Origin of the sequence: Acidovorax sp. 100 (genome assembly GCF_003688355.1) — a bacterium.
GTDB classification, from domain to species: Bacteria; Pseudomonadota; Gammaproteobacteria; order Burkholderiales; family Burkholderiaceae_C; genus Acidovorax; species Acidovorax delafieldii.
This window is the reverse complement of the sequence record NZ_REFD01000001.1, coordinates 2,588,104-2,610,141: the sequence shown is the minus strand read 5'-3', so window position 1 is coordinate 2,610,141 and position 22,038 is coordinate 2,588,104. Positions and strand designations below refer to the sequence as shown.

Below are 22,038 nucleotides of genomic sequence, written 5' to 3'. Positions count from 1 at the left end.
GGGGGCCGCCGCCCTTGCGTCAAGCGGTGATCTTGGGGGTGACATAGGACCCGCAAGTCACCACCAGGTCGCCATGGCGTTCAAAGTAAGCGGACTTGGTCATGGCCTCCTGCGTGAGTGGGTGCAGCCAGCGGTAGCTCACATGGCCACTGCCCTGGCGCAGTGCGCTAGCAACGATCTCGGCCACGAAATGCTTGCCATCCAGATCCTTGAAGTTGCGGCCATCTACACCGACCAATCGGGTGTTAGTGCCATGGGCAACACAGTGAACGTCAGTCGAGTACAACACTAGGTAAAGGTCCCGGTCGATGAGTTCGACGTTCTGAGGGGTGTTGACCTGTTCAATCAGTGCGGCGCCACCACGGCTCCGTAGTATCCCTACGGCCCGCTGCACGAGAGCCTTTGCATCATCTGCCCTGGCATGGGCTTGGGTTCCCAGGTCGAAAGACGCCACCGATTGCACCAGTTGCAGCGCCTGCTGGTGCAGCGCTGCGACCGGTTCGGCAGCATTGCGACTGAGCGATGCGTTCTGACGCGTCAGCACATCCAGATCCGCGATGGACGCACCAATTGCATGCATGCCTGCCGTTTGCTGCCGGACCGCCGTAGCCATGGCCTCGATGATGCTCGCCACCTGCTGTACGCCGTCCAGCAGTCCCGCCATGGTCCGGCCTGTCTGTCCGGCCATCTCTGCACCGGCATCAACACTGCGGGCCGACCCTTCGATGAGGGTGCGCACCTCGCGAGAGGCTGCTGCGGAGCGCGTTGCGAGGTTGCGCACCTCGTTGGCCACTACGGCAAATCCTCGCCCCGCGTCTCCCGCTCGTGCAGCCTCTACCGCAGCGTTGAGTGCAAGGATGTTGGTCTGAAACGCGATGTTGTCGATCAGGCTGATGATCTCGCCAATCTTGCGCGAGCTGCCTGTGATGCTGCCCATGGTTTCCACCAGCCGTTGGATCACCTGTGCGCCTTGCTTCGCTTGCTCCAGCACGCCGTTGGCTATGTGGTGCCCCCGTTGGGCATCATCGGCATTGGCCTGCAGGGCTGGTGCCAACTGCTCCATGGAGCCGTTGACATCGTCTATCGACGACGCCAACGTGCTCATCATGGCGGCAAAGCGCGTGTGGTCGCTGCCCACGTGGCCCGAAGATGTCGCGATGGCCAATGTGCCTGCATGCACATCGCGCACCACGGCAGCCATGCGCTGCTGAAGCGCGGCCAGGTCCTGAAGCAGCGGCTCCGCACGGTCTGCACTGAGCGGATCTTGCGACGGTGCCTCCAGCGCGCCCGCCACCAACTGTTGCACCTGCCTGCGCGCCTGCGCCAAACGGTGCGCGTTCCGGGCCGACCGAATGGCCAGCCCACCATAGCAACAGCCGACAAGCACAAGGCTAGCCATGGCCCCCAGCTGCATCTGGCTTGGCGGCGCCATCGCCAGTGCGGCAACTCCCCCCACCACGGAGAAAGCCGCAAGCGCATGCGCTGCCACACCAGCACGATCATTCCAAACTGTGAGCAACCCCATGGAATGTTCCGATCCTTTTTCTGGGAACCATGTCTTAGCAGCGTTCTGACACTCAGAACACGTGCTGCAGGCCTACTTCGTAGCCGCTCTTGCGCGTGGGTGCCTTGCTGTCGTGCGCGAAGGTTGTGTATACGCTGGTGCGCTTGGACAGGAGGTGGTGGTAGCCCAGCGCCAACTTCTGCGAGCCAACCACATCGGCGCGCTTGTAGTGCCCGAAGCTGGTTCGGAACTGGCCCGTGCCCACAGGAACCACCGACGACAGGGCCCACGTGCGTACGCTGGCATCAGTGTGGTCCGTACCGCCCGCCACCATGGCATTGAGCGTGAACGCCCCAAAGTCATAACCACCAAACAGCGTGGCGAGCTTGGAGCGCCCGTCGGCGGGCTTCTCGTAGCCGAAGCGCAGTTGCCAGGGGCCAGGTGCATAAGCCAGTGCAAACGAGTACGGCGTCTTGTGCGGTGTGCCCGACCAGCCAGGATTGGCATCCTTTGCAGCCACCTGCGCCGTGAACGAGAAGGCACCGGTGTCGTAAGCATAGGTGGCTGCATCGTTGTACCAAAGGTTGCCGATATAGCCTGTACCTGCTGCAAAGCCGTTGGTGGTGTTGTCCCAGAACCAGGGGTCCACCAGGAGCTGCGGCAGCAGCGCCGCCGTCATCTGCCGCCCCAGCGTGAGCGAACCCCAGCCTCCGCGCAGGGCCACAGACGACTCCTGCGTCCAGTAGGTGCCGGCAGGGGAGTTGAGCACCGCGCCAGGTGCGTTGGTCGTACCACTGTCAGCGTTGATCCGGGTCGCCAGCTTGAAGCTGGCCAGCATGCCGCCACCCAGGTCCTCGGTGCCAGCAAACGTGAGGTGGCTCATGGAGCCAGTACCCATGCGCGTCTGTCCGGCACCAATGTCTTTTCCCACGTTCAGGTCGATGCGCCCCGACAGTGTGATGTTGGACTGCGCGAAGGCCGACGTGCTGGCAAGCAATAGGGCTGCGGCGGGCAGTGTGATGCGGGCAATCATGGCGTGTGGTCTCCTTCCCTTAAAGGGATCTGTTGTGGTTAAGTAAAAATGAGGGGGCAGCCTGCTGCGCCCCACGGGTCGTGGGGCCTCCGGGACCGCTGGCGCAGGAACTCCAGCGCGGGGGTACGGCCTCAGGCCAAGGCCGTCAGGGGTTCGTGCGCTGGCGCCTGTGCAAATTTCTGGCGCAGGACTTTCTTGTCAAACTTGCCCACACTGGTCTTGTCGATGGCTTCGACAAAATGGATGCGGTCGGGTACGGCATAGCGGGGGATCAGGCCTCGCTCGGCATGCTCCAGCACCAGGGTTCGCAGGGCCTGCTCGGTGGCAGACCCATTGCCAGGGCGTTGCACCACCACGGCGATGGGCCGCTCACCCCAGCGTTCGCAAGGAGCGGCCACCACGGCGGCCTCGGCAACACCCGGGTGGGAGGCCAAGAGCTGCTCCAGGTCGAGCGAAGACACCCACTCGCCCCCGGTCTTGATCACGTCCTTGATGCGGTCCACCAACCGCAGGCAGCCGCTCGCATCAATGCGCCCCATGTCTTGGGTGTGCAGGTAGCCACCCTGCCAAAGGGCTTCCGACGCATCGGCATTGCCCCGATAGCCCTGCGTGAGCCAAGGCGCACGCACCACCACCTCCCCCACTGCCTTACCGTCGCGGGGTAGCGCGTGCAGGGATTCATTCACAACCCGCAGGTCCACCAGCGGCACACTCCAGCCTGCAATCAAGCGGAAGTCATCGGGCACATCCAGGCCCGGCTGCGCAGGGCGCTGCGCCAGCGTGAGCAGCGGGCAGGTCTCCGACATGCCATAGCCCGTGAAGATGTCTATGCCCTGCGCCAGCGCTTCCTGGCACAGGTGGGGTGGCATCACCGAACCGCCCGAGACAATCTTCCAGCCATCGAACCGGCGCCCCTTGGCAGCAGCCAGCACCATCTGCAAAACGGTGGGCACACCGTGCGAAAACGTCACGCCTTCACGGGCCACCAGATCCACGATGTGCTCGGGCCGGAAGCGGCCCGGATACACCTGCTTGACCCCCATCAGCGTGGCCACGAATGGAAGGCCCCAGGCGTGCACATGGAACATCGGCGTGAGCGGTAGGTACACGTCGCCCCGGTGAAAACGCTGGTGCTGCGGGCTGGATGCCAGGCCTGAAGCAGCCGCCAGGGTGTGCAGCACGATCTGGCGATGGCTGAAATACACCGCTTTGGGAAGACCCGTGGTACCGGTGGTGTAGAACGTGGTGGCCAGCGTGTTTTCGTCAAAGTCGCGGAACTCAAAGGCCGTAGGCTGCACAGCCATCAGCGCCTCGTACTCACCCACCGTCGGCAGCGGCGTTTGCGCGGGTTGCGCATCCTGCAGCAGCACGATGCGCTGGAGTTGCGGCAGGCGCGGGTGAATGACTTCAAGCACCGGCAGGAAATCGGCATGCACCATCAGCGTAGTGGCGCCGCTGTGGTCCAGCGCATAGGCGATCTGCTCGTTCGACAGCCGGATGTTCACCATCATCAGCGCGGCCCCCATCATGGGCACGGCGAAGTAGCCCTCCAGATAGCGGTGACTGTCCCAGTCCATCACCGCCACTACATCACCCGCCCCCACACCCAGCGACTGCAGCATATGGGCCTGCTGCGCAATGCGGCCCGCAAAACCCCGGTAGGTGGTTCGAAACAGATCGCGGTACACGATCTCCTGATCCGGCGCGTTGGCCAGCGGGGTGTGCAGCAGCTGCTTGATAAGCAATGGGTAGCTGTAAGCGGACGGGGTGCGCTCGATCACGCGATCTTGGGGTGTCTGCACGCTGGTCTCCTGGCGTTCTTTTGTAAGAGTGCGCCGAGCGTAGGCAAAGGGCTGCGATCTGGATGCCAGAAATTTCTGTGCAGCAGAGCAGATAAATCCATATCGCAGAGCGGGTCCACGGCGGAAAACCCTGGCGTGTCGGGCAGAAAAATCCCACAGACAGCCGCCGCCTGCGCACCCAGCATCGCGCACCACAACACAAGGAGGCATGGATGCAGCGAATTTTTTGGCGCAGGCTGGTTGCTATCGGGGGGCTGTGTGGGGCCCTGTCAGCGGGCGCGGCGCCCGTGGCAGAGCTGGTGGTGGGGCAGTCGCTGCCACTGTCGGGCGAGCAAGCCGCGCTGGGGCGGCAATTGAGGCTGGGCGCTGATCTGTGGTTCGCCCATGTCAACGCCACCGGCGGTATTCAGGGCACACCCATCCGCCATGTGGTGCTGGATGACGCCTTCGACCCACCCAGCGTGGTGCGCAACACGCGCCAGCTGGTGCAGCAGGAGCAGGCGTCCGTGCTGATGGGCTACCCACTCGCGCAGGGCGTGCGCGCAGTGCTGGCGCAGAAGCTCCTGGTGACGTCGGGCGTGCCACTGCTCGCACCCGCCACTGGGGCGGAGTGGCTGCGCGAGCCAGCGCTTCCCCAGGTGTTCCACTTGCGCACCGGCCACGCAGGCGAGGCTGAACACCTGGCTGGGCACCTGGCCACGCTGGGGGCACGCCGCATCGCCATGGCGCACACAGCCGACGAAGACGGCCTCGGCGCCGTTGACGCCTTGCGCACAGCGCTCATCCGCAAGGGACTCACCCTGGCAGGAGCCGCCACCCTCGGCCCGGAAGGGCTCGACGCCGCTTTGACGGCCCTGCGGGCGTTGCGACCCGAGGCCATTGTGCTCATGGCTCCCACACGCCAGGTCGCCGCATTCGCCAAAGCGTATCGAGGCACGGGCGACACGGTACAACTGCTGAGCTTTGCGCGGGCCGACCACCAGGAAGTGCTGGCCCAGGTCGGCTCCACAGTGGCACGGGGGATGGGCTTCACGCAGGTTGTGCCCTATCCCTACAGAGGTGCCCGGCCGCTGGTACGCGAATACCGAGCGCTGCTGGCCACCTATGGGCCCATGGACGCCGCCTCCAGCTACGCGGGCTTCGAGGCGTTCATCGCCGCCAAGGTGCTGGTGGAGGCCCTGCGGCGCGCAGGGGGCACCGCCTGGACGCCAGGCCGCGTGGCCACTGCGCTTGAGCAACTGGGCACGCTGGACCTGGGCGGTTTTGTGGTGCGCTATGGCCGGGGCGAGCGTCAGGGCGGGCGCTATGTGGATTTCACCGTGCTGGGCAGCGAAGGGCAACTGCTGCGCTAACACCACGGGTGAATCGGATGCCCTGCAGCAAAAAAACAATAGCAATAAATCGAATGCAGACGCGCGCAAAGGCCGATTTTCTCTCGCATTCCGCATACCAGAGCATCCATTCCGCGACAAACAGCAGGCAGAAAATTCCCTCAACGCCCGGGGAATTTTCTGGCTGACGGTGCGCAATGGCGCGATCTACGATGCGCCGGCCAGACAACGAAAAAGACCGAAGGAGACATATGAGCACAACGAACACCAACGAAACGCGTTTCAGCGTGGCAGCAGCCGATGGCTATGCCATTGAAGCGTATGCCTGGGCCACGCCAGCCGCTTTCGCCGCGCCCCGCGCCGTGGTGCAGCTGGTACATGGCATGTCCGAGCACATCCGCCGCTACCGCCATGTGGCCCAGGCGCTGACCGAACAAGGCTACGTGGTGTACGGCAGCGAGCACCGGGGGCATGGCCAGTCGGCATTTGATGCGGGCACGGCAGGCGACTTTGGCCCGCACGGTTTTGCGGCCCTGGTGGACGACATGGCTGCAGTGACCAGTGCGCTGCGCGAGCGCCACCCAGGCCTGCCTGTCGTCATGGTGGCGCACAGCATGGGTTCGATGGCGGCGCAGGTCTATCTGATTGAGCACTCGGCGTTGGTCGATGCGGTCGCGTTATCGGGTACCACCGCCCTTGAGATGCTGGATGTGCGCACCTCGGGCTGGACGCCTGAAACAGCCAACGCCAGCGTGGGCACACCGGTCACGCCCGCCGACTGGCTCAGCCGCGACCCCAGCGTGCCAGCGGCTTTCATTGCCGACCCGCTGTGTGGCACTCCGCTGACGCTGGAGTCGCTTTTCTCTATCTTCGACGTGGGCAACCGCACAGCCGACACGGCGCTTTACACCGCCGTGCGCAAGGACTTGCCGCTGTACCTCTTCACCGGCGACCGCGATCCGGTGAACGCCTGCTTGGCCTGGTTCGATCCGCTGGTGAACCGTCTGCGCGGTGCGGGCTTTCGCGATGTGTCCACCCACGTGTACGGCGGCGCGCGCCACGAGGTGCTCAACGAGACCAACCGCGAAGAGGTGATTGCCAACCTCATCGCGTGGATACGCCGCGCGGTCGGCTGAGGCCGCGTTCAATCACGCGCCCTGACCCGGCGCCTGTCCTCTCTTTTTCCTACCCACCTGACGAGTGGCCTCTCGGGCCGCGCGCAGGCTCCTGCACGCCTTTTTTACGCCTTTTCACGCCGTTCTTTCAAACCCACAACAGGAGACACACCATGCTTGCACCCACTCCATTCCACTGGAAGAAAACCCTGGCAGCCCTGGCACTGGTCGGCCTGGCCGCCGCACAGGCCGCGCATGCGGCCGAGGTCGAACTGCTGCCGCCCGGTCTGCTCACGGCCACGACGGCCGAGCAGACCAAGCCCGGCCAGTACAAGAAGGCCGGGCCCTGGCGCATTGGTGTCTCATGGGCCGGCATGGGCAACAGCTGGATCGTGCAGCTCATCGCCGAGATGCGCCACGCCGCTGCACAGGACAAGAACATCGGTGAGTTCATCTTCACCGAAGCCAATTGGCAGCCCGCCAAACAGGTGGCTGACGTGGAAGATCTGATGACCAAGAAGGTGGACCTGCTCATCATCGGCCCGATCTCTCAGGCCATTGGAGCGCCACTGATCGAGAAGGCCGCCAAGGCAGGTATCCCTGTGGTCACGCTGGGCTCATATGGCCGCGCCGTGCCTTCCACCACAGAGATATGGGCGGGCGGCCGCATTTTTGGTCAGCAGGGCGGCGAGTTTTTGCGCAAGGAGTTGGGCGGCAAGGGCAACCTCTGGGTGTTCCGAGGCATTGCGGGCGTAGATGAAGAGCAGCAGCGCTACGACGGGCTGAAGAAAGCCATTGAGGGCAGCAACCTCAAGATCACGAACGAAGTGTTTGGCGACTGGAACTACGCCAAGGCCAAGCAGATCTGCGAGAACCTGGTGCTCTCGGGCCAGCCGGTGGATGGCATCTGGTTCTCGGGCGCCGAGATGACTCGCGCGTGCATCGACGTGTTCAAGGAGGCAGGCAAGCCGCTGGTGCCCATGACAGGCGAGGCCAACAACGGCTTTCTGCGCGTGTGGAAGCAAGCGGGTGTTAAGACCGTTGCACCGATCGTTACGCCGGGCCTGGGCACTGCCGTGGTGCGCGCATCGAGCGCGCTGCTAGAGGGCAAGCCACTGTACCGCTCGTACTTCTCGATGCCAACACCGATTGCGCGGGACCAGCTCGACAAATTCTTCCGCCCTGAGCTGAACGACTCCTACTGGATGCCCACGGTGCTGCCCGAAGCCAAGATCGTGGAAACCTACCGCAGCAAGTAACAGGAAGCGCGCACCATGACGATCAAGGAGCGCCAGCCCCTGGTGGAGCTGCGCAGCGTGAGCAAGTCGTTCGGCCAGAACTCCGCACTCAAGTCGGTCAGCCTGATAGGCTGGCCTGGCTCGATCCATGCCGTGACCGGCGAGAACGGCGCGGGAAAGTCCACGCTGATGAAACTGCTGGCCGGGGTGCACCAGCCCGACAGCGGCGAGATCCTGCTCCAGGGGCGCCGCGCGGCGCTGGGAACGCCCGCCAAGGCGCGCCGCGCGGGTGTGTCCACCGTGTTCCAGGAGCTGACCATCCTGCCCAACCTCACAGTGGCCGAGAACCTGTGCCTGGGGCGCGAGCTGACGCGCGGTGGCTTGCTGAACCTGCGCGCGCTACGGCATGAGGCCATGCTGGTGCTCCAACGCACCGGCATCGGGCTCGGCCCCGACCGGCTGTGCGGCACCCTCAGCGTGGGTGAACAACAGTTGCTGGAGATTGCCAAGGGCCTGCATTCCGAGGCGGATGTCTTCATCTTCGACGAACCCACTGCACCGCTGAACCGCGCAGAGGTGGACCACCTCGAATCCCTGCTGCGCGCGCTAAAAGAACAGGGCAAGCTGGTCTTCTACATCAGCCACCGGCTTGAAGAAATCTTCCGCTTCTGCGACACCGTGACGGTGCTCAAGGACGGCGCGCATGTGGCCACACAGCCCATCGGAAGCCTCACTCCCGATGCCTTGGTGGCTCTGATGGTGGGGCGCGAGCTGGAAGCGCTGTTCCCCGAGCGCCCGGCACAAATATCCGGGAAGCCTGCGCTGCAAGTGGAACAGCTCACCGCCACACCCCACAGTCCGGCCGTTTCGTTCATGCTGCACAGGGGTGAGATCGTGGGCATTGCAGGGCTCGAAGGTCAGGGCCAGCGCGAGATCATCCGCTGCCTGGCAGGGGCGCAGGAGCCCAACGGCGGCAGCGTGCGTGTGTCGGCAGACGATGGCCGGCTCGACACTGTCGCGCCAGGAAGCGTGGCCGCCGCCGTACGGAGCGGTGTGGCCCTTCTGCCCGAAGACCGCAAGGGCGAAGGGCTGTACCTCGACCTTTCCATCGAAGACAACATCTGGCTCGGCCCCTTGCGCCAGACGCCGCTGTGGCGCCGGGCGCCTCGCGACTCGGACCTGGTACGCCAGTTGGCCGAGCGCATGGGACTGCGCACACCTTCAGGGCAGCCCGTGGGCTCCCTTTCCGGCGGCAACCAGCAGAAGGCGATGCTGGGTCGCTGGCTGGCGGCCAACGTGCAGATTCTGCTGGTCGAGCAGCCCACACGCGGCGTTGATGTGGGCGCAAAAGCTGAAATCTATGAGCTGCTGCGCCGCTTCACGGCCGAGGGCGGTGCCATCCTGGCCGTCTCTGGCGACCTGCCCGAGCTGATCGGCCTGTGCGACCGCATCCTGGTCGTGCGTGGTGGCGCCATTGTGGCCGACGTGCCCGGACACAGCGCCACCGAAGAACTGCTGCTGGGCCACGCACTGCGCAGCGAATCCCCCTACGAGGCCACAGCATGACCACTCTGAATCCGGCCCGTACGGGCCTGACGCGCTACACCCTTGGCCTACCCGTCGTACTGGTGTTGCTGCTTGCCGCCACTCAGGCAGACTTCCGCTCCACCCAAAACCTTCTGAACTTCAGTGGCCAGATCGGCGCGCTGCTCATCGTGGCGATGGGGCAGCTATTTGTCACGCTGGTGGCGGGCATCGACCTGTCGGTCGGTTCAGTGATGAGCCTGGCATCCGCCTTCGCCGCTACCCAGAGCGACCCACTGGCCGCCGTCGCCATGGCAACCGCCCTGGGGGTTGCGGTGGGAACGGTCAACGGCATGGGCGTAGCCATGGCGGGCGTGCACCCGCTGGTGATGACACTGAGCACCGCAACTTTTCTGCAAGGTCTGGCTTACGTGGTGCTGCCGATTCCTGGCGGCACCATAGCGTCCGCCATGACGGCGGCTGCGACGGGCGAGGCGGCAGGCATCCCGGCACCACTGTTGTGGTGTGCGGCTGCAGCGCTGGCAGCCAGAATCGTGCTGCGCCGGACCCGTTTTGGCGCGCACCTGTTCGCAGTGGGTGGCCACCCGCGCAGCGCCTACCTCAATGGAGTGCGCGTGAAATTCGTGGTGGTGGGAGCTTATGTGTGGTGCTCGGTTGCTGCAGCGTGGGCGGGACTTTTCCTGGCCGCGCGCGTGGCGGCCGGAGACCCGGCGCTGGGGGCGTCTTATGCGCTGGAATCCGTGGCGGCCGTAGCCCTGGGCGGCGTGCAACTGACAGGCGGCGTCGGCAGCGTGGCTGGCGTGGTGGCCGGGGTACTGAGTCTGGGACTGATGACCAATGGTCTCAACCTGTTTGGTGTGTCGCCCTTCATGCGCGGGGTGTTGACCGGTGTCTTGTTGCTTGCGGCCGTGAGCCTGCAGCGCCGGCGCATCGTTGGAATGTGAGTTCGCCCATGTCTTCATCCATGTCCCTATCCTCTTCCCCTGGGCTGGCGTACCGCCTGCAACAGGCAATGACATTCATCCTGGCGCTGCCACCCGCTTATCTGGGCTCTGTGGTGCTGCTGGTCAGCGCAGCGGCCCTGAGACCCAACCTTCTTTCTCCGTTCTTGCTGCTGCTCATCTTGCGCCAGGCGGCGCCGCTGGGCTTCGCCGCCATCGGGCAGTCTCTGGTGATGCGCTGCCGCTCGCTCGACCTGTCCTCAGGTGGTGTGATTGCGGTGGTGTCTTACCTGTTGACAAGCGGCGTGACGCCCTTGCCCTGGCCCATCGCATTGCCGCTGTGCATTCTGTTTGGTGCACTGGTCGGGGCATTCAACGGCTTTTTGATTGTGCGGGTGCGTGCTTCTGCGGTCATCGTGACCCTGGCCGTGTCGATGATCCTCTCTGGCACCGTGATCGCGCTGAGCCAGTTCCATGCTGTTGGCGATGCGCCCGACATCCTGCGTTCCATGGGCCGCGCGCGCGTGGCAGGGGTGCCGCTGGTGCCTTTGCTCTGGATTGCGACCCTGTTGCCGTTGGCCCTGTGGCTGCGCCGCAGTGCTTTTGGCCGCGTGCTTGATGCCGTGGGCGCCAACCCGCGTGCTGCGGGCCTGTCGGGACTTCCGCATCTGCGCGTGGTGTTTGTGGCGCATGTCACCTCAGGCGCCATGTCAGCCCTCAGCGGCCTGATGCTGCTGGGCTTCGTGGGCGTAGGCAACGTCAAGCTGGGCGCGGATCTGGCGCTCAACGCACTGGCGGCGTCCATTCTGGGCGGCATCAACTTCGGCAGCGGGCGTGGCGGCATGCTGGGTCCGGCGGTTGCGGCGTTCATGCTGGTTTTTCTCTTCAACTTCCTCACTAGCCTGGGCCTGGGTGAGCCCGGCAAGCTGATGCTGCAGGGCACGCTGATCGGGGCGGCGGCACTGGCCTATTGCTTGCGCCACAAAGACTCGGCGCACTGATTTCAAACAACCCAAAGAAGCTCAATATGGCAGATGTTTTCAAAGATGGCTTGCTGCGCGGGCAGCACGCACTGATCACGGGTGGCGGTAGCGGAATCAACCGACGCATCGCCGAACGTTTTGCGGCCCAAGGGGCTTCGGTGTCCATCGTGGGCCGCAGCCTGGAGCGGGCTGAAGGCGCCGCCAACGCCATCCGCGCAGCAGGTGGACAAGCGCAGGGCTTGTCAGCGGACGTGCGAGATTTCGACGCACTGGCAAGCGCCTTCAACCAGGCACACGCAGCCTTTGGCCCGGTAGACATCTGCATCGCGGGCGCAGCGGGCAACTTCGTTGCCGAGGCCGCCAACATGTCCTCCAATGGCTTCCGGACAGTGGTGGACATCGACCTTGTCGGCACCTGGAATACCTTCCGCGCCAGTTTGGCGCTGCTACGCGAAGGACGATCCAATCTGCTGGCCATCTCCGCAGTCCAATCGGTGATGCCTATGGCCGCACAAGCGCATGTGTGTGCGGCCAAGGCAGGCATCGACATGCTGGTGCGCACGCTGTCCATCGAATGGGCGCAGCGTGGTGTGCGCTGCAACGCCATCGCACCCGGCCCGGTGGCGGATACAGAAGGCATGAGGCGCCTCGCGCCTGAAGGCGACGCGAGCTGGGAGCGCGTGTTGGCAGGCATTCCCATGGCGCGAGCCGCAGACGCGGATGAAATTGCAGACTTGGCGCTGTTCCTGTGCAGCGGCGCTGCCCGCTACATCCATGGCACAGTGGTCACCATCGATGGTGGGCAGACCAACCTGGGCTCACTGCCGTTCGGCAATGCGCTACTTGAGTCGTTGAAGTCATAAACTTCCTAAACATAGGTGTCAGTAGGTCTTTCGCACTCTGCTCACAGCCCCTAGTTTGAGCCAAATCCGCTTCAACCATGTCTGCTACGCAGCGGTTGGAGTCCGTCGTTGCGGCTGGCCGAACTCACGCTAACCGCCATATAGCGACCGCTGGACTTGGCGACCGCGACACGCACGAGGGTCAGTTGTACGAAGTTTAGCGGCCGAAGAACTTGTGCACGGCAGTAAGCGCCGCACCGCTGACTGCTTCTGCTCAGCGCTAACTCGTGCTTTCGACCCATAGGAGCCGTCCGCTCAATTGTGGAGCAAGGCTCGTTGGGCCATTTCAGTCGCTCGCGCTGCTCTCCTTGCGCCGTGTTGAACTCCGACGGAAATTGGTCATTGTCCAGCGTCCGCTTTCAAGACGGCAATACGCCTTCAATCGCACCAAATCTCTTGCGGTCGACGAAGCTCATCAAGCGTGATGACGGCGCCAAGACCTGTTGGGCGCGGACGTCAGCGGGGATGTCTCGCGCTCAAGAAGTGCTGGTTCGCGGTGCAGCGGCAAAACGGTCAATCCAAGCGAACTCGCTAACTGCAGCATCTTCGAACCTGAACCTACGCTCGTCGGCCGTGGTACCGATGCCGCGACTCGACGCATAGAGCGAAGAAGCTAGCACGGACTGAGTGAACGCAGCCATCTTCTGCAACTTCGTGGGTACTTGGGTCAGGAAGCCCAGCGGCACGTTGTACCGATCGGCGCTGGGCAAAGCCCATTGATAGCTTGCAACGCCAAAGATGCCAGGAACCAACAGCGTCTCGAAGCACTCCTGCTTGGGCTGGTAGGGCCCCAAGAAAACGCGATTGAACCCGGCATCGAGCAGTAGCCGAGCCCGCTTCACGTGATGGTCCTTGTGCTCGTCCTGCCGACAGGGAGCGACGGCCACGATCTCTGGCGCCGATCCCCACGCCCTCGTGAGCTCGGCGCGGACCGCCGTGACGAGTTCGCGAACCAGGCTCGTGCGACCCCACAGCTCGGAGTCGGGGATAACCCAGAAGACGGCGGGTGGCAACTCGGCATCGGGCGTGCGCTTTATTGTGGCAAGCGCCTTGCGTAGGTCTTCGAGCAGGCGAGTCTGGTTTTTGGGCATGTACAGAGCTCCGAGGGTCGCTCGGCTTCGGCCACCGTCATAGATCTCGCCATTCTTCTGTGCGTGCACGTCGTGAACGTAGCGTCCAAAGTCGATAGCGGGGTCCTTGCGCAGGCCGATGCGCCCATCCGGCTTCACCAGAGCGGTGCGAGTCCCTCTGCTCGACGAAGGGAGCAGGTATCGAGCAAGCAAATCGTCGTCGAAGCTCTCGACGAAGGTGCGCAGGTGGTCCGGCTGGCTGGCGAGCGAGGCGATGCGGTCCGCCGTCAGCTCTCTCAATTTTGATCGCAGCGACTCGGGAAGCAGCTCGAGTTGCGCATCGATCTCGAACTCGACGTTGCCCTCCGCATCCACCTCGAAGTGCACCGGCAGCGGCACGCTGTACGGACGGCCAGCGCGGATCTCGTCGACCTTGTAGCAGGCGTAGGCCCGCCGGTTTACGTCTTCGAGCTCGAATTGCTCGATATCCAGGAAGTGCTTGTGAAACGCCGCCTCAGCCCGATCGCGCGTCTTGCCGGCTTCGGGATCGTCTGCGTTCCACTTCAGCTCCAGGCTGTTGTCCCAGTAGTTGCCCGTCAGCGTCTTCGGCAATGGGGTATAGGTCAGCAACTCGAAGACGGGACGGCTCTGACGTTCGGCGATCTTCGTGAAGCGTGGCAGACCGTCGGAGGACGCAGCGAACCGGGACTCCGCGTACGACGTCAGCGAGATACGGCCGTTGGTCTCGCCGATCAGGCCTTCTTCCCGAAGCAGCTCCAGCAGGTCGCGGACCTCGCTGGCCGACAGGCCGAAGTATTCCCGTAGGACGCCGACGTCCAACGGTCCGCTCAAGTGCAGCAGGCGCACCGCGAAGTCGGTCATAACCGGGACTTGGCGGTCGATAGACACGTGGCAGCGCACATTGAACAGCTGCGCTGGAATCGCGACGGCGACGGTGTTGAAACGCTCACGCATGGGTCAGACTCCGCTTGAGTTCATTCGATGGCACGAACTGCGCCAGTTGCTGATCTGCGAGTCGCTCGACTTCATCGAGCACGCGCTTCATGGGCATAGCGGACCGAGTCCTCCACATGGCGGATGAGCTGACGATCACCAGCCGATCCTTGGCGCGCGACATGGCCACGTTGATGCGTTCCGGATCGATCAGGAAGCCGACGTGCTCGCTGGTGTCGTTGCGCACGACAGAGAGCACAATGATGCGGTTCTCCTTCCCTTGATAGCTGTCGACCGTGCCGACGGAGAAACGGTCGCGCAAGCCCGAGGCCCAATCGGCTTGCTCGAGCTTGCGACGGATAAGGTCGCGCTGCGCCGCATACATGGCGATGATGCCGATGACCGGATCGTGGTCGCCGTCCTGCGACTGGACCTGCTCCAGGAACTCCGCAGAGGTCAGGATGCTCCGGATGACTTCAACCACGGCTGCGGCCTCGGCTTCGTTAACGAGCGCCCCTTCGGTCGTGCCGGCTGTCCGGTGGAAAGCATTGCGCCCCTGGTCCTGGGTGTCGACCCACACGACCTGGGTGGACAAGAAATCCGGCAGCGTTGCGTACTCGTCGCCAGGCGCTTTGCGTCCGACCACGAGGGCGCCCGAGTAGAAGCAGTGCGACACCAGCCGGTTGATGTGCTCGGCCATGCGGTACTGGACGCTCAGGGTTCGCCCAACGGATTGGCCGTACTTCGAAGAGAAGGCGCGCTGGAAGTTATTCATCCGCCGGAAATCTTTGCGAGACATGCCCAGCAGAGCGGAAGCCTGGTCTTCGACGGTGCGCGGATAGGACGGCGGCAGCTGCAGGTGGTCGCCCACGAGCAGTACTCGTTTGCCGGCTTGCATTGCGACAACAAGTTCCGTCGGCGACGCGCGCGCTGCCTCGTCGACGATTACCCAGTCGTAGGGCACGTCCGTGATGCCGAGCGCTTGCTTGCCGACGCCCACGCAGGTGCCCGCCACGATGCTGGCGCTTCGCGCGAGGAACGCGGTGTAGTTGGATTTCGGACTGCGCAACACTTGTGAGAACTCGTTGGAAAGGCGCGCAATCTGTTCGAGGTGCGCGCATTTGGCCGGGCTTGGCGAGCCATGCTGGTGGGCAAGCGCCTTGAGCTTGTCGTCCAGTAGGTCTCGCAGATCGGCCGGGTCCGTGCCGGACGCGGCATGGATTCCGAACTGGCGGTCGGCGAGTTCGACAAACACTTGGCTCAGGCGCCGCAGATGCTCCGCCGCCGCGAGATCCTTGCCGTCGGACTCGTCGACGGCCCGGGCCAGACCATCGACTCGCTGCAACAGCGGTCCTAGTGTGGTGTGAAGGTCAGCCGCTTCGCGGACGTAGCCCTCCGGGAGGCCCATGGCGACCCCCACGGCTCGCACGCGATCTTTCACCTCTGCATCGAACCCCTCGCGATAGCTCTGACGCAGGGCATCTTCCTGGATACCACGCAGGGTCGGCGACACCATCGATTGCTGGCCGATGCGAACCATGGAAACGTCGAGGCTCGACGCGCGAAGCGAGCCAGCTACCTTGTCCATCGCGTTGTTCACGGCCTCGTGCGACTGACTGACCAGCAGGATGTTGTCCGCGAGTCCCCGCGACAGAAGCAGATGCACAAACGAAGCGATGAACTTGGTCTTGCCCGTGCCAGGCGGTCCCTGCAGCAACGAGATGGGACCATGGGTGAGGGCAGTTCTGAGTGCCTCCTCCTGAGCGGCGTTGAGCTCGTACTCGCCCAGCTCGCTGAGATCGATGGTCGCGTCGCGCCTGGGCAATCGTTCTATATCCGGGTCGAAGTAGTCGACCAGAGAAGGAATGAGGCCGCCCCCTGCGAGCACGCGCTTCATCGCCGCAACGCGACGCTCCGAAGCAACCTTCTCAAAGGTGCCGCGCACGTGCAGCAAGTCTCCCGCCTTGGGCGAGAAGCTCATTCTTCTGGCCTGCACTCGCATGATGTCGCGGCCCAGGTCTGGCGACACCCAGCCGATGGTGAACCAACGGTCGCTGCCGTCGGTCGCGTCGACCCCGCGCTCCAGCAACTCGATGCCCTCATCTTCGGAGAAGTCGAGCACGCCGCCGTCACAGTCGAACGGGATGATCCATTCGCCGCTGTCAGGCGGAACCTGCTTTGCGCCTTGGCGAACGGTGATCGTGGTGACGTTCATCTCATCGGTGTCCGACAGCGCAGTCCACAGCGCCGTGGCGGTGATTCGCTGATGCAATGTCGCCTCGGTCTGCTTTGCGTAGGGGCCGGCAACGGGAGATGCAGCAGGGTCTTCGCCCTCCGGCTCATCGATGAGTTCTGCGCTGTAGCGCTGGAAGAGGAGTCCCGCCAGCGTGACAACATCGAGCTCTTCCTCGAACGTGACTTGAATCTCAGCATTCAACGAGAACAGGCTGCGTCGGTGAGCGTTCACGAAGTCGATGTGGTCGATTTCCTTGATGGATGCATCGAACACAACCTCCTCTTCCGGGTCGTACTTGATGTAGAGCTCCTGCCGTATCCCGGTGACGTAAAAGCGCACGTGACCCGTCTCCGCGTGCCGCGTCGCGCGCACGGCGTACTCGCCATTGTTAGAGGCTAGGTCCAGCGATGGTGGCCCACCACGTAGACGCTTCTTGAGAACAGCCTTGAACTTGGCGATCACGCATGGTCGGGGGTGTAGTTCTTCCTGAAGCGTCTCTGCAAGCAAGTCCAGCGGCGGCATGGCGTCCACCAGATCGATCGCGCGCGCCACGTCGCTGCGCGTCGCAGTGAACTCTTCGGGAAGCAGGCCGAGCACCAGCGCGCACACCGCAAACGCGTCCCGGTGCAGGGGTGACGCGCCTTCGACGGCGTGCGGAATGGCGCCAATGGTGACGCCCTCGTCGCCATCCGCGCTCAGGTCCGGGATGTCCACCAGTACCACGCGCGGGGGTTCTTCTCCCGCTGTCTCGGGCACGATGATGTTGTCGGCCTTCACGTCACCATGCGACAGACCTAGGACGTGGAGGCGTCGCACGGCGTTAAGTAGGGCGTGCGCCAAAAGCGCACGCTGGCGCCCATCGGGCCCCGACGCCAGCCAGGCGGTAAGCGTTTGGCCCTCGATCCATCGCGTAACCAGCACGAGCCCGACCAAGCTCAGGCCAAAGTCCAGCACTTCGGGCGCAGCGTCGAAGCCGGACTGGCGCAGCGATCGCGCCTGCTGCAAGAAGGCGAGCAGGCGCAGGTTCCGGGCCATGTACTTCGGATCGTATCTGAGTTGGGGCCACCATTTCACCAGCACGCGAACGCCGTTCAGCGCCGATTCGTAGACCATCTTGGCCGGTGCCGACGGGAGCTGGTGCTTGACCGGGAGCGTCATCGGCCCTGCCGCCGTTTCATAGCCGACGAAGTCCTCGGCGCGGATATCTGGACCGCCATCTTCGGCGAGGCAGGCGTTGAGCGCGTCGAGAGCTTCCGAGGCTTGGCGATAGCGCGCTGACGGGTCCAGGTCCATCGCCTTGCCGTACCAGGGCGCGAGGACAGGTACGCGGAGCTCGGCGGTGCTATCGAAAACGGGGACGTCGTTCAGGCGTTCCAGCTCGCGCCCCTCGAGCATCTCATATACCAGGACGCCCAGAAGGAACACGTCGCGGACAAATGGGTCGGTGTTGCGGGCTGGTACGGTGACACCTTCGTCCTCGGGCAGTTGGATCGAACCGGTCTCCAGTTCGATGCGATGGACGCCTACGGTCTGGGCTTCGGGGACGCGAGCCGCCGCGAAGGTCGAGAGGATGACTCGGGACGGTTCCAGCACCCAGAGCGTGCGCGTGGTGATGTCCCGATGCGCGATGCCCAGGGCATGCAGCTTGGCAAACCGCGCCAGGATGCTCTTGGCTAGCAACCGCCGTTCTTGCTCATCCATCCCGCCATTGCGAGCTAGATGCTCCGCTAGGCGTTCGATTCCGGTAGGCAGGCGATACGCCTCGGCAAAGTTGGTGGTAATGTCCTCAGCGGTAGCTGAGCCGATGGGTTCAAGCAGGTCCTCATGCAGCTCGGGCGCCTGCATCCGTAGCGTCTCGTTCAAGCGCAGTTCGCGCAAGCCGATAGTTTGGCGTTCTACCGTGGAGGTACCGCCAGCCGCGAGTGCCTCGAAGTCCCATTTGCGCAGCAAGGCCTTCGAGCTGCGGCTTTCCTGGTGTTCCGCGCGGAATTCCGACCAGATCTTGCGCGGATGCACGTAGTCCGCTTGGTCCTCGATCTGCTCGAACCCGTACAGTACGGTGCGGCGCTTGAGGACCGCTGTGTTGGACGTGGTGAAAATGGCGTCGTACAGTTGCCGCTGACGCAGCGGGTCAGCAGAGGGATAGTGCCACTGCGGCGGTGTATCGGGAAAGCGCTTCTTGTAGCGAGAGCTATCCGACGCCGCGTGCAAGAAGTCCGCCAGCGTCAGGACAAAGCGGCGTTGCTCGTCGGGAAAGTTCTTGAGGCGGCAGTGGGGATGGCACAGCACCACGACCGATTCGATGAAGGGCAGCTTGATCGCTCCGTTCTTTTCCTTGAGGAAGGTTCTCAGCGCCCGGGCCTTGACGTCCGTTACCTCGACCGGCGAAGGCATGGCGTGGCCGCGGTGGAACCACTGGCCCGAGGAGTACTCGACGTCGCCGGCCCAATTCTTCAGCTCGACCACTAGGATGCGGTTCGACGTCAGCAGGAGCAGATCGACGTCGAAGGGCTGCTTGGATCCGCGGGGCAGCAAACGGAATGCGGCATAGGCAGTCCACGCACTCGGCAGCTTGGCCGCGATCTCGCGCAGCGCGGCCTGCTCGACCTCTAAAACACCCCGCGGGCTAAGGTATTGAATTCGCACAGTAGAGACTCCCTGATTCTGATTTGCTGGCGTGCCACCTACGTCGGACAGACTACGTGAACTGCGAACTGTGGCGTCGGGTTCGTGGGCAAAGCATAAAGGCTCGCAGGAGGAGCCATGGCATCCGCGCGAAGCCGCTGGTGAATCCAAACGCAGGGACCCTGCGGCTATGAACTAACGCTTTGCCAATCCGTCGTCGACTGGACATTGGCGAGAACGATCCGCTCAAGCGAAGCTGATATGGCCGCGGCGCTGGCTGACTGCTTTGGGCGGAGGAAGGATTGCGTGGACCTAATCATCCAGAGCCGGACATATCGTCAACGTGATGAAGTGGCCGGCCTTGGATGCGTAACGGCAAAACGAACCGCCGCGTGGTGATCGGGAGATCAGGCTATTCGTGCGTAGGTTTTTCCATCCAAGACGCGTTTCACTTGGTCCACGTCTTTCGCCCCGATGCGCACGTAAATTTCCTCGGGCGTGTGGTTTTTGGCGAGCTCGCGTATTGCCTTGACTTGGACCACGGATAAGCGCCCGTCCCGCCCGCAAATCTGCGCAATCGCCCAGTCATTGTCTTTCCACTTTTCGGCCACCCATGGCGCCGGGAATCCCAAGCGGGGATGGTCATTCAGCCACTTGTGCAGAATCTTGTCGCGGTCATCGGGCAGAGGAACGACGCCTTTCGAAAGCAATCCGTTTTCGCGCAGGTAGCGCAGGCCGCTCTTTCCGCCCGGCACCATGTTGAGCCGGCGTCCGTCATCCCAATGCCCTTCCACCAGGAACTCTTCCGCCTCGTAGAGCTGCTCCAGATCGTCCGTGATAGCCATAACTTTGTGGTGCACGTACGTGAGACGCCCACCCTCTCGCTCTTCTCGAAATCGGCGATGGAAAAGCAATGGACTGCCCGTCTCAATCGCGCGAAGGTGCTCGGACCAGCGCTTTTGCCAGCTACGGGTGGACACACCCACATAAAAGTACCCGTCGTCGGGGTACGACGCACCAGCGCCAAAAATGTGCTGGTAGAGGACGTATGCGCGTTCGGGGTAGTGCTTGGGCGATAGCAGGAAGTGCGCTGGCACCGAAAATACAAGGCTAGGGCTCCCGATGGTGCTTTCGTCAATCTGCGTAGCTCCGCGCATGGCCGCGGCCAAGTACGCGGGGTCGGTTACGGCTTCCACCGAAATCGTAGGCTTGATAGCTAACTCGCCTTCGGCCAGAGCGCCGAGACCGTATTCTGGCGTGCGGTCCACAGTTCTGTGCCCATCCATGAGCTTCCGGAACGGAGAGATGAACCCCGGACGGTCGCCCATGAAAATTATGCGCACCACGGGTATCACTTGGCCTGGCCCGAGCCGAAACACGCCGTGGGGATTCGCAGCCACCCGCGCCCATTCCCGCCCGTAGTCGGAGAACCGCACGAAGTCTTCAAGCAGCTGCTCAACCTCGCGCCGCCGTCCAATCATCGACTTCGGCGCCAGATGCTCCCACCAAGCCTTGTTTAGCTTCATCGCGTCACCTCCTATCCTTCGAAAGCCGGTCGGCCAACCCCATCGTTGGCGTGCCGTTTGAGAGCAAGCTTGCACGTCTGTGGCTCCAACTTCCAAACCAGCGCCGAACGCGGCATCGCCTTGCGGGGCATCACCGCACTCTAGCCAGACTGCTATTGCGGCGCTCAAAGTTCAGAACACGCTCTAGACAGAAACACGGTCAAGAAGTGGCTCAAGGCTACCGGCGACATAACCCTGAAGTACGAACGCAAGAAGGCCATTTGCAAGCTCATGTCATTTGCGCCGGTGCTCGAGCAAGCCCTGCGCGCGGATGCACACCGAGCCAAGAGCGCAAGTCGCGGGCCTAGCCACGCTCCGCTCATTGTTTTGTCGCAACACGGCCAGGTCCCTCACCTGCCCCCTTCCACCCATGGATCCAGCAGAGCCGCGTCCGAAACATCGAGCAACGCTTACGGGGCGCTTGCAAACTTACCCTTGGCCTCTTGCTCACGAAGCGAAATTCGTAATACGCTTAAATGGGCTGAAGAATCATTCTGATGTAGCTGCTTCTCTCCATGAGTGATATGCGCGGACTGAATTCGCAATCCAGATAATTACCCGCATGAAAATTAAATTCATCATCCTCGTAAAATTCACTACCTACGAAATATTTTCCATATTTTTTGTAAAGGCAATAATGCAGTGCGCAAAATAACTCCAAGAAATTAACGCCATAAAAACACTCAGATATGCGCCCCGATTCATAATGCGCCTCTCGCATAGTCGATCCATCAGGATTGAGAAATATGCTTTCAAGATGGTTTAAAACATCTTTCTCAATACCTTCAAGCACAGACATAGTTATATCGTTATCGCACTTAAAAGCACAAAATAAATGATAGCGCGGGTTCGCCGAGCTGGATGACCGTGATGCTAGATCTCCCATGGTTATACCGACCTTAGCAAAGGTCTGGTCTCTAGCATCGGCGCCAAGATAAAGCCACTTATTGGTCGACTCGTAGTTCGCTTTTGCTTTATCATGGATGTACTCCATTTTGTAGCATGCAAATGGATCAAGCTCCAATTCGTATTTTTTTCTCTCTCTTTTCAAATCATCCTCCTAGTCAAAAACTTGTTGGCTAAAATGGCAGAAGATTTTTATCTACCGATCTTCTGGCCAGTTTCAAATCCTGACGCACAGCCGCCGCTTGCCCCCGCTGAGATTTCGCAGCCAGTCTGAAGCGGGGTCCAGAG

The 22,038-nt window shown here is 62.7% G+C and carries 14 protein-coding genes; 7 read left to right on the top strand and 7 right to left on the bottom strand.

Annotation, left to right across the window (positions count from 1 at the left end; all coding sequences use genetic code 11):
- Positions 1–19: 19 nt before the first annotated feature.
- The 3 genes from C8C96_RS11995 to C8C96_RS11985 all read right to left on the bottom strand — a co-directional run bounded on the left by C8C96_RS11995 (position 20) and on the right by C8C96_RS11985 (position 4,339).
- Positions 20–1,306 carry a methyl-accepting chemotaxis protein gene (locus C8C96_RS11995; protein WP_158605755.1) on the bottom strand — a complete coding sequence of 429 codons (1,287 nt, stop codon included), beginning with the start codon at positions 1,304–1,306 and terminating at the stop codon, positions 20–22.
- 271 nt (positions 1,307–1,577) lie between these two features.
- Entirely contained in the window at positions 1,578–2,537 is a 960-nt protein-coding gene (locus C8C96_RS11990; protein WP_121942458.1) for a porin, read from the bottom strand.
- A 131-nt stretch (positions 2,538–2,668) separates the two neighbouring features.
- A complete protein-coding gene (locus C8C96_RS11985; RefSeq protein WP_233584228.1) occupies positions 2,669–4,339 on the bottom strand; it encodes a long-chain-fatty-acid--CoA ligase in 1,671 nt (556 codons plus the stop codon).
- A 212-nt stretch (positions 4,340–4,551) separates the two neighbouring features.
- Here C8C96_RS11985 and C8C96_RS11980 point away from each other — a divergent pair, with 212 nt between their 5' ends.
- The 7 genes from C8C96_RS11980 (at position 4,552) to C8C96_RS11950 (ending at position 12,355) form a co-directional block, all read left to right on the top strand.
- Positions 4,552–5,691, top strand: coding sequence for an ABC transporter substrate-binding protein (locus C8C96_RS11980; protein ID WP_121942456.1), 1,140 nt, complete (start codon positions 4,552–4,554; stop codon positions 5,689–5,691).
- Between the two features lie 230 nt (positions 5,692–5,921).
- Positions 5,922–6,806, top strand: a complete 885-nt coding sequence (locus tag C8C96_RS11975; RefSeq protein WP_121942455.1) for an alpha/beta fold hydrolase — start codon at positions 5,922–5,924, stop codon at positions 6,804–6,806.
- Between the two features lie 152 nt (positions 6,807–6,958).
- Complete coding sequence (locus C8C96_RS11970; protein ID WP_121942454.1) at positions 6,959–8,044, top strand: ABC transporter substrate-binding protein; 1,086 nt, start codon at positions 6,959–6,961, stop codon at positions 8,042–8,044.
- A 15-nt stretch (positions 8,045–8,059) separates the two neighbouring features.
- Entirely contained in the window at positions 8,060–9,589 is a 1,530-nt protein-coding gene (locus C8C96_RS11965; RefSeq protein WP_121942453.1) for a sugar ABC transporter ATP-binding protein, read from the top strand.
- On the top strand, positions 9,586–10,512 hold the full coding sequence (locus C8C96_RS11960) for an ABC transporter permease (RefSeq protein WP_121942452.1): 927 nt from the start codon (positions 9,586–9,588) through the stop codon (positions 10,510–10,512). The genes C8C96_RS11965 and C8C96_RS11960 overlap by 4 nt, the downstream gene beginning before the upstream one ends.
- Positions 10,513–10,580: 68 nt before the next feature.
- Positions 10,581–11,510: an ABC transporter permease gene (locus tag C8C96_RS11955; protein WP_158605754.1), complete on the top strand. Its 930-nt coding sequence runs from the start codon at positions 10,581–10,583 to the stop codon at positions 11,508–11,510.
- Between the two features lie 26 nt (positions 11,511–11,536).
- On the top strand, positions 11,537–12,355 hold the full coding sequence (locus C8C96_RS11950; RefSeq protein ID WP_121942450.1) for an SDR family oxidoreductase: 819 nt from the start codon (positions 11,537–11,539) through the stop codon (positions 12,353–12,355).
- Between the two features lie 515 nt (positions 12,356–12,870).
- Here C8C96_RS11950 and C8C96_RS11945 read toward each other — a convergent pair.
- The 4 genes from C8C96_RS11945 to C8C96_RS24640 form a co-directional block, all read right to left on the bottom strand.
- On the bottom strand, positions 12,871–14,439 hold the full coding sequence (locus C8C96_RS11945) for a hypothetical protein (RefSeq protein WP_121942449.1): 1,569 nt from the start codon (positions 14,437–14,439) through the stop codon (positions 12,871–12,873).
- Positions 14,432–19,300: an AAA domain-containing protein gene (locus C8C96_RS11940; RefSeq protein ID WP_121942448.1), complete on the bottom strand. Its 4,869-nt coding sequence runs from the start codon at positions 19,298–19,300 to the stop codon at positions 14,432–14,434. Before C8C96_RS11940 ends, C8C96_RS11945 begins: the two co-directional genes overlap by 8 nt.
- 386 nt (positions 19,301–19,686) lie before the next feature.
- A complete protein-coding gene (locus C8C96_RS11935) occupies positions 19,687–20,805 on the bottom strand; it encodes a hypothetical protein (RefSeq protein WP_121942447.1) in 1,119 nt (372 codons plus the stop codon).
- Between the two features lie 511 nt (positions 20,806–21,316).
- Complete coding sequence (locus tag C8C96_RS24640; RefSeq protein ID WP_147455671.1) at positions 21,317–21,895, bottom strand: hypothetical protein; 579 nt, start codon at positions 21,893–21,895, stop codon at positions 21,317–21,319.
- Positions 21,896–22,038: the final 143 nt, after the last annotated feature.

Bases quoted from the DNA above. Each gene is read 5' to 3' on its own strand.
- C8C96_RS11990 (WP_121942458.1), bottom strand. From the start codon at position 2,537: ATGATTGCCCGCATCACACTGCCCGCCGCAGCCCTATTGCTTGCCAGC.
- C8C96_RS11980 (WP_121942456.1), top strand. From the start codon at position 4,552: ATGCAGCGAATTTTTTGGCGCAGGCTGGTTGCTATCGGGGGGCTGTGT.
- C8C96_RS11975 (WP_121942455.1), top strand. From the start codon at position 5,922: ATGAGCACAACGAACACCAACGAAACGCGTTTCAGCGTGGCAGCAGCC.
- C8C96_RS11970 (WP_121942454.1), top strand. From the start codon at position 6,959: ATGCTTGCACCCACTCCATTCCACTGGAAGAAAACCCTGGCAGCCCTG.
- C8C96_RS11965 (WP_121942453.1), top strand. From the start codon at position 8,060: ATGACGATCAAGGAGCGCCAGCCCCTGGTGGAGCTGCGCAGCGTGAGC.
- C8C96_RS11960 (WP_121942452.1), top strand. From the start codon at position 9,586: ATGACCACTCTGAATCCGGCCCGTACGGGCCTGACGCGCTACACCCTT.
- C8C96_RS11955 (WP_158605754.1), top strand. From the start codon at position 10,581: ATGACATTCATCCTGGCGCTGCCACCCGCTTATCTGGGCTCTGTGGTG.
- C8C96_RS11950 (WP_121942450.1), top strand. From the start codon at position 11,537: ATGGCAGATGTTTTCAAAGATGGCTTGCTGCGCGGGCAGCACGCACTG.
- C8C96_RS11945 (WP_121942449.1), bottom strand. From the start codon at position 14,439: ATGCGTGAGCGTTTCAACACCGTCGCCGTCGCGATTCCAGCGCAGCTG.
- C8C96_RS11935 (WP_121942447.1), bottom strand. From the start codon at position 20,805: ATGAAGCTAAACAAGGCTTGGTGGGAGCATCTGGCGCCGAAGTCGATG.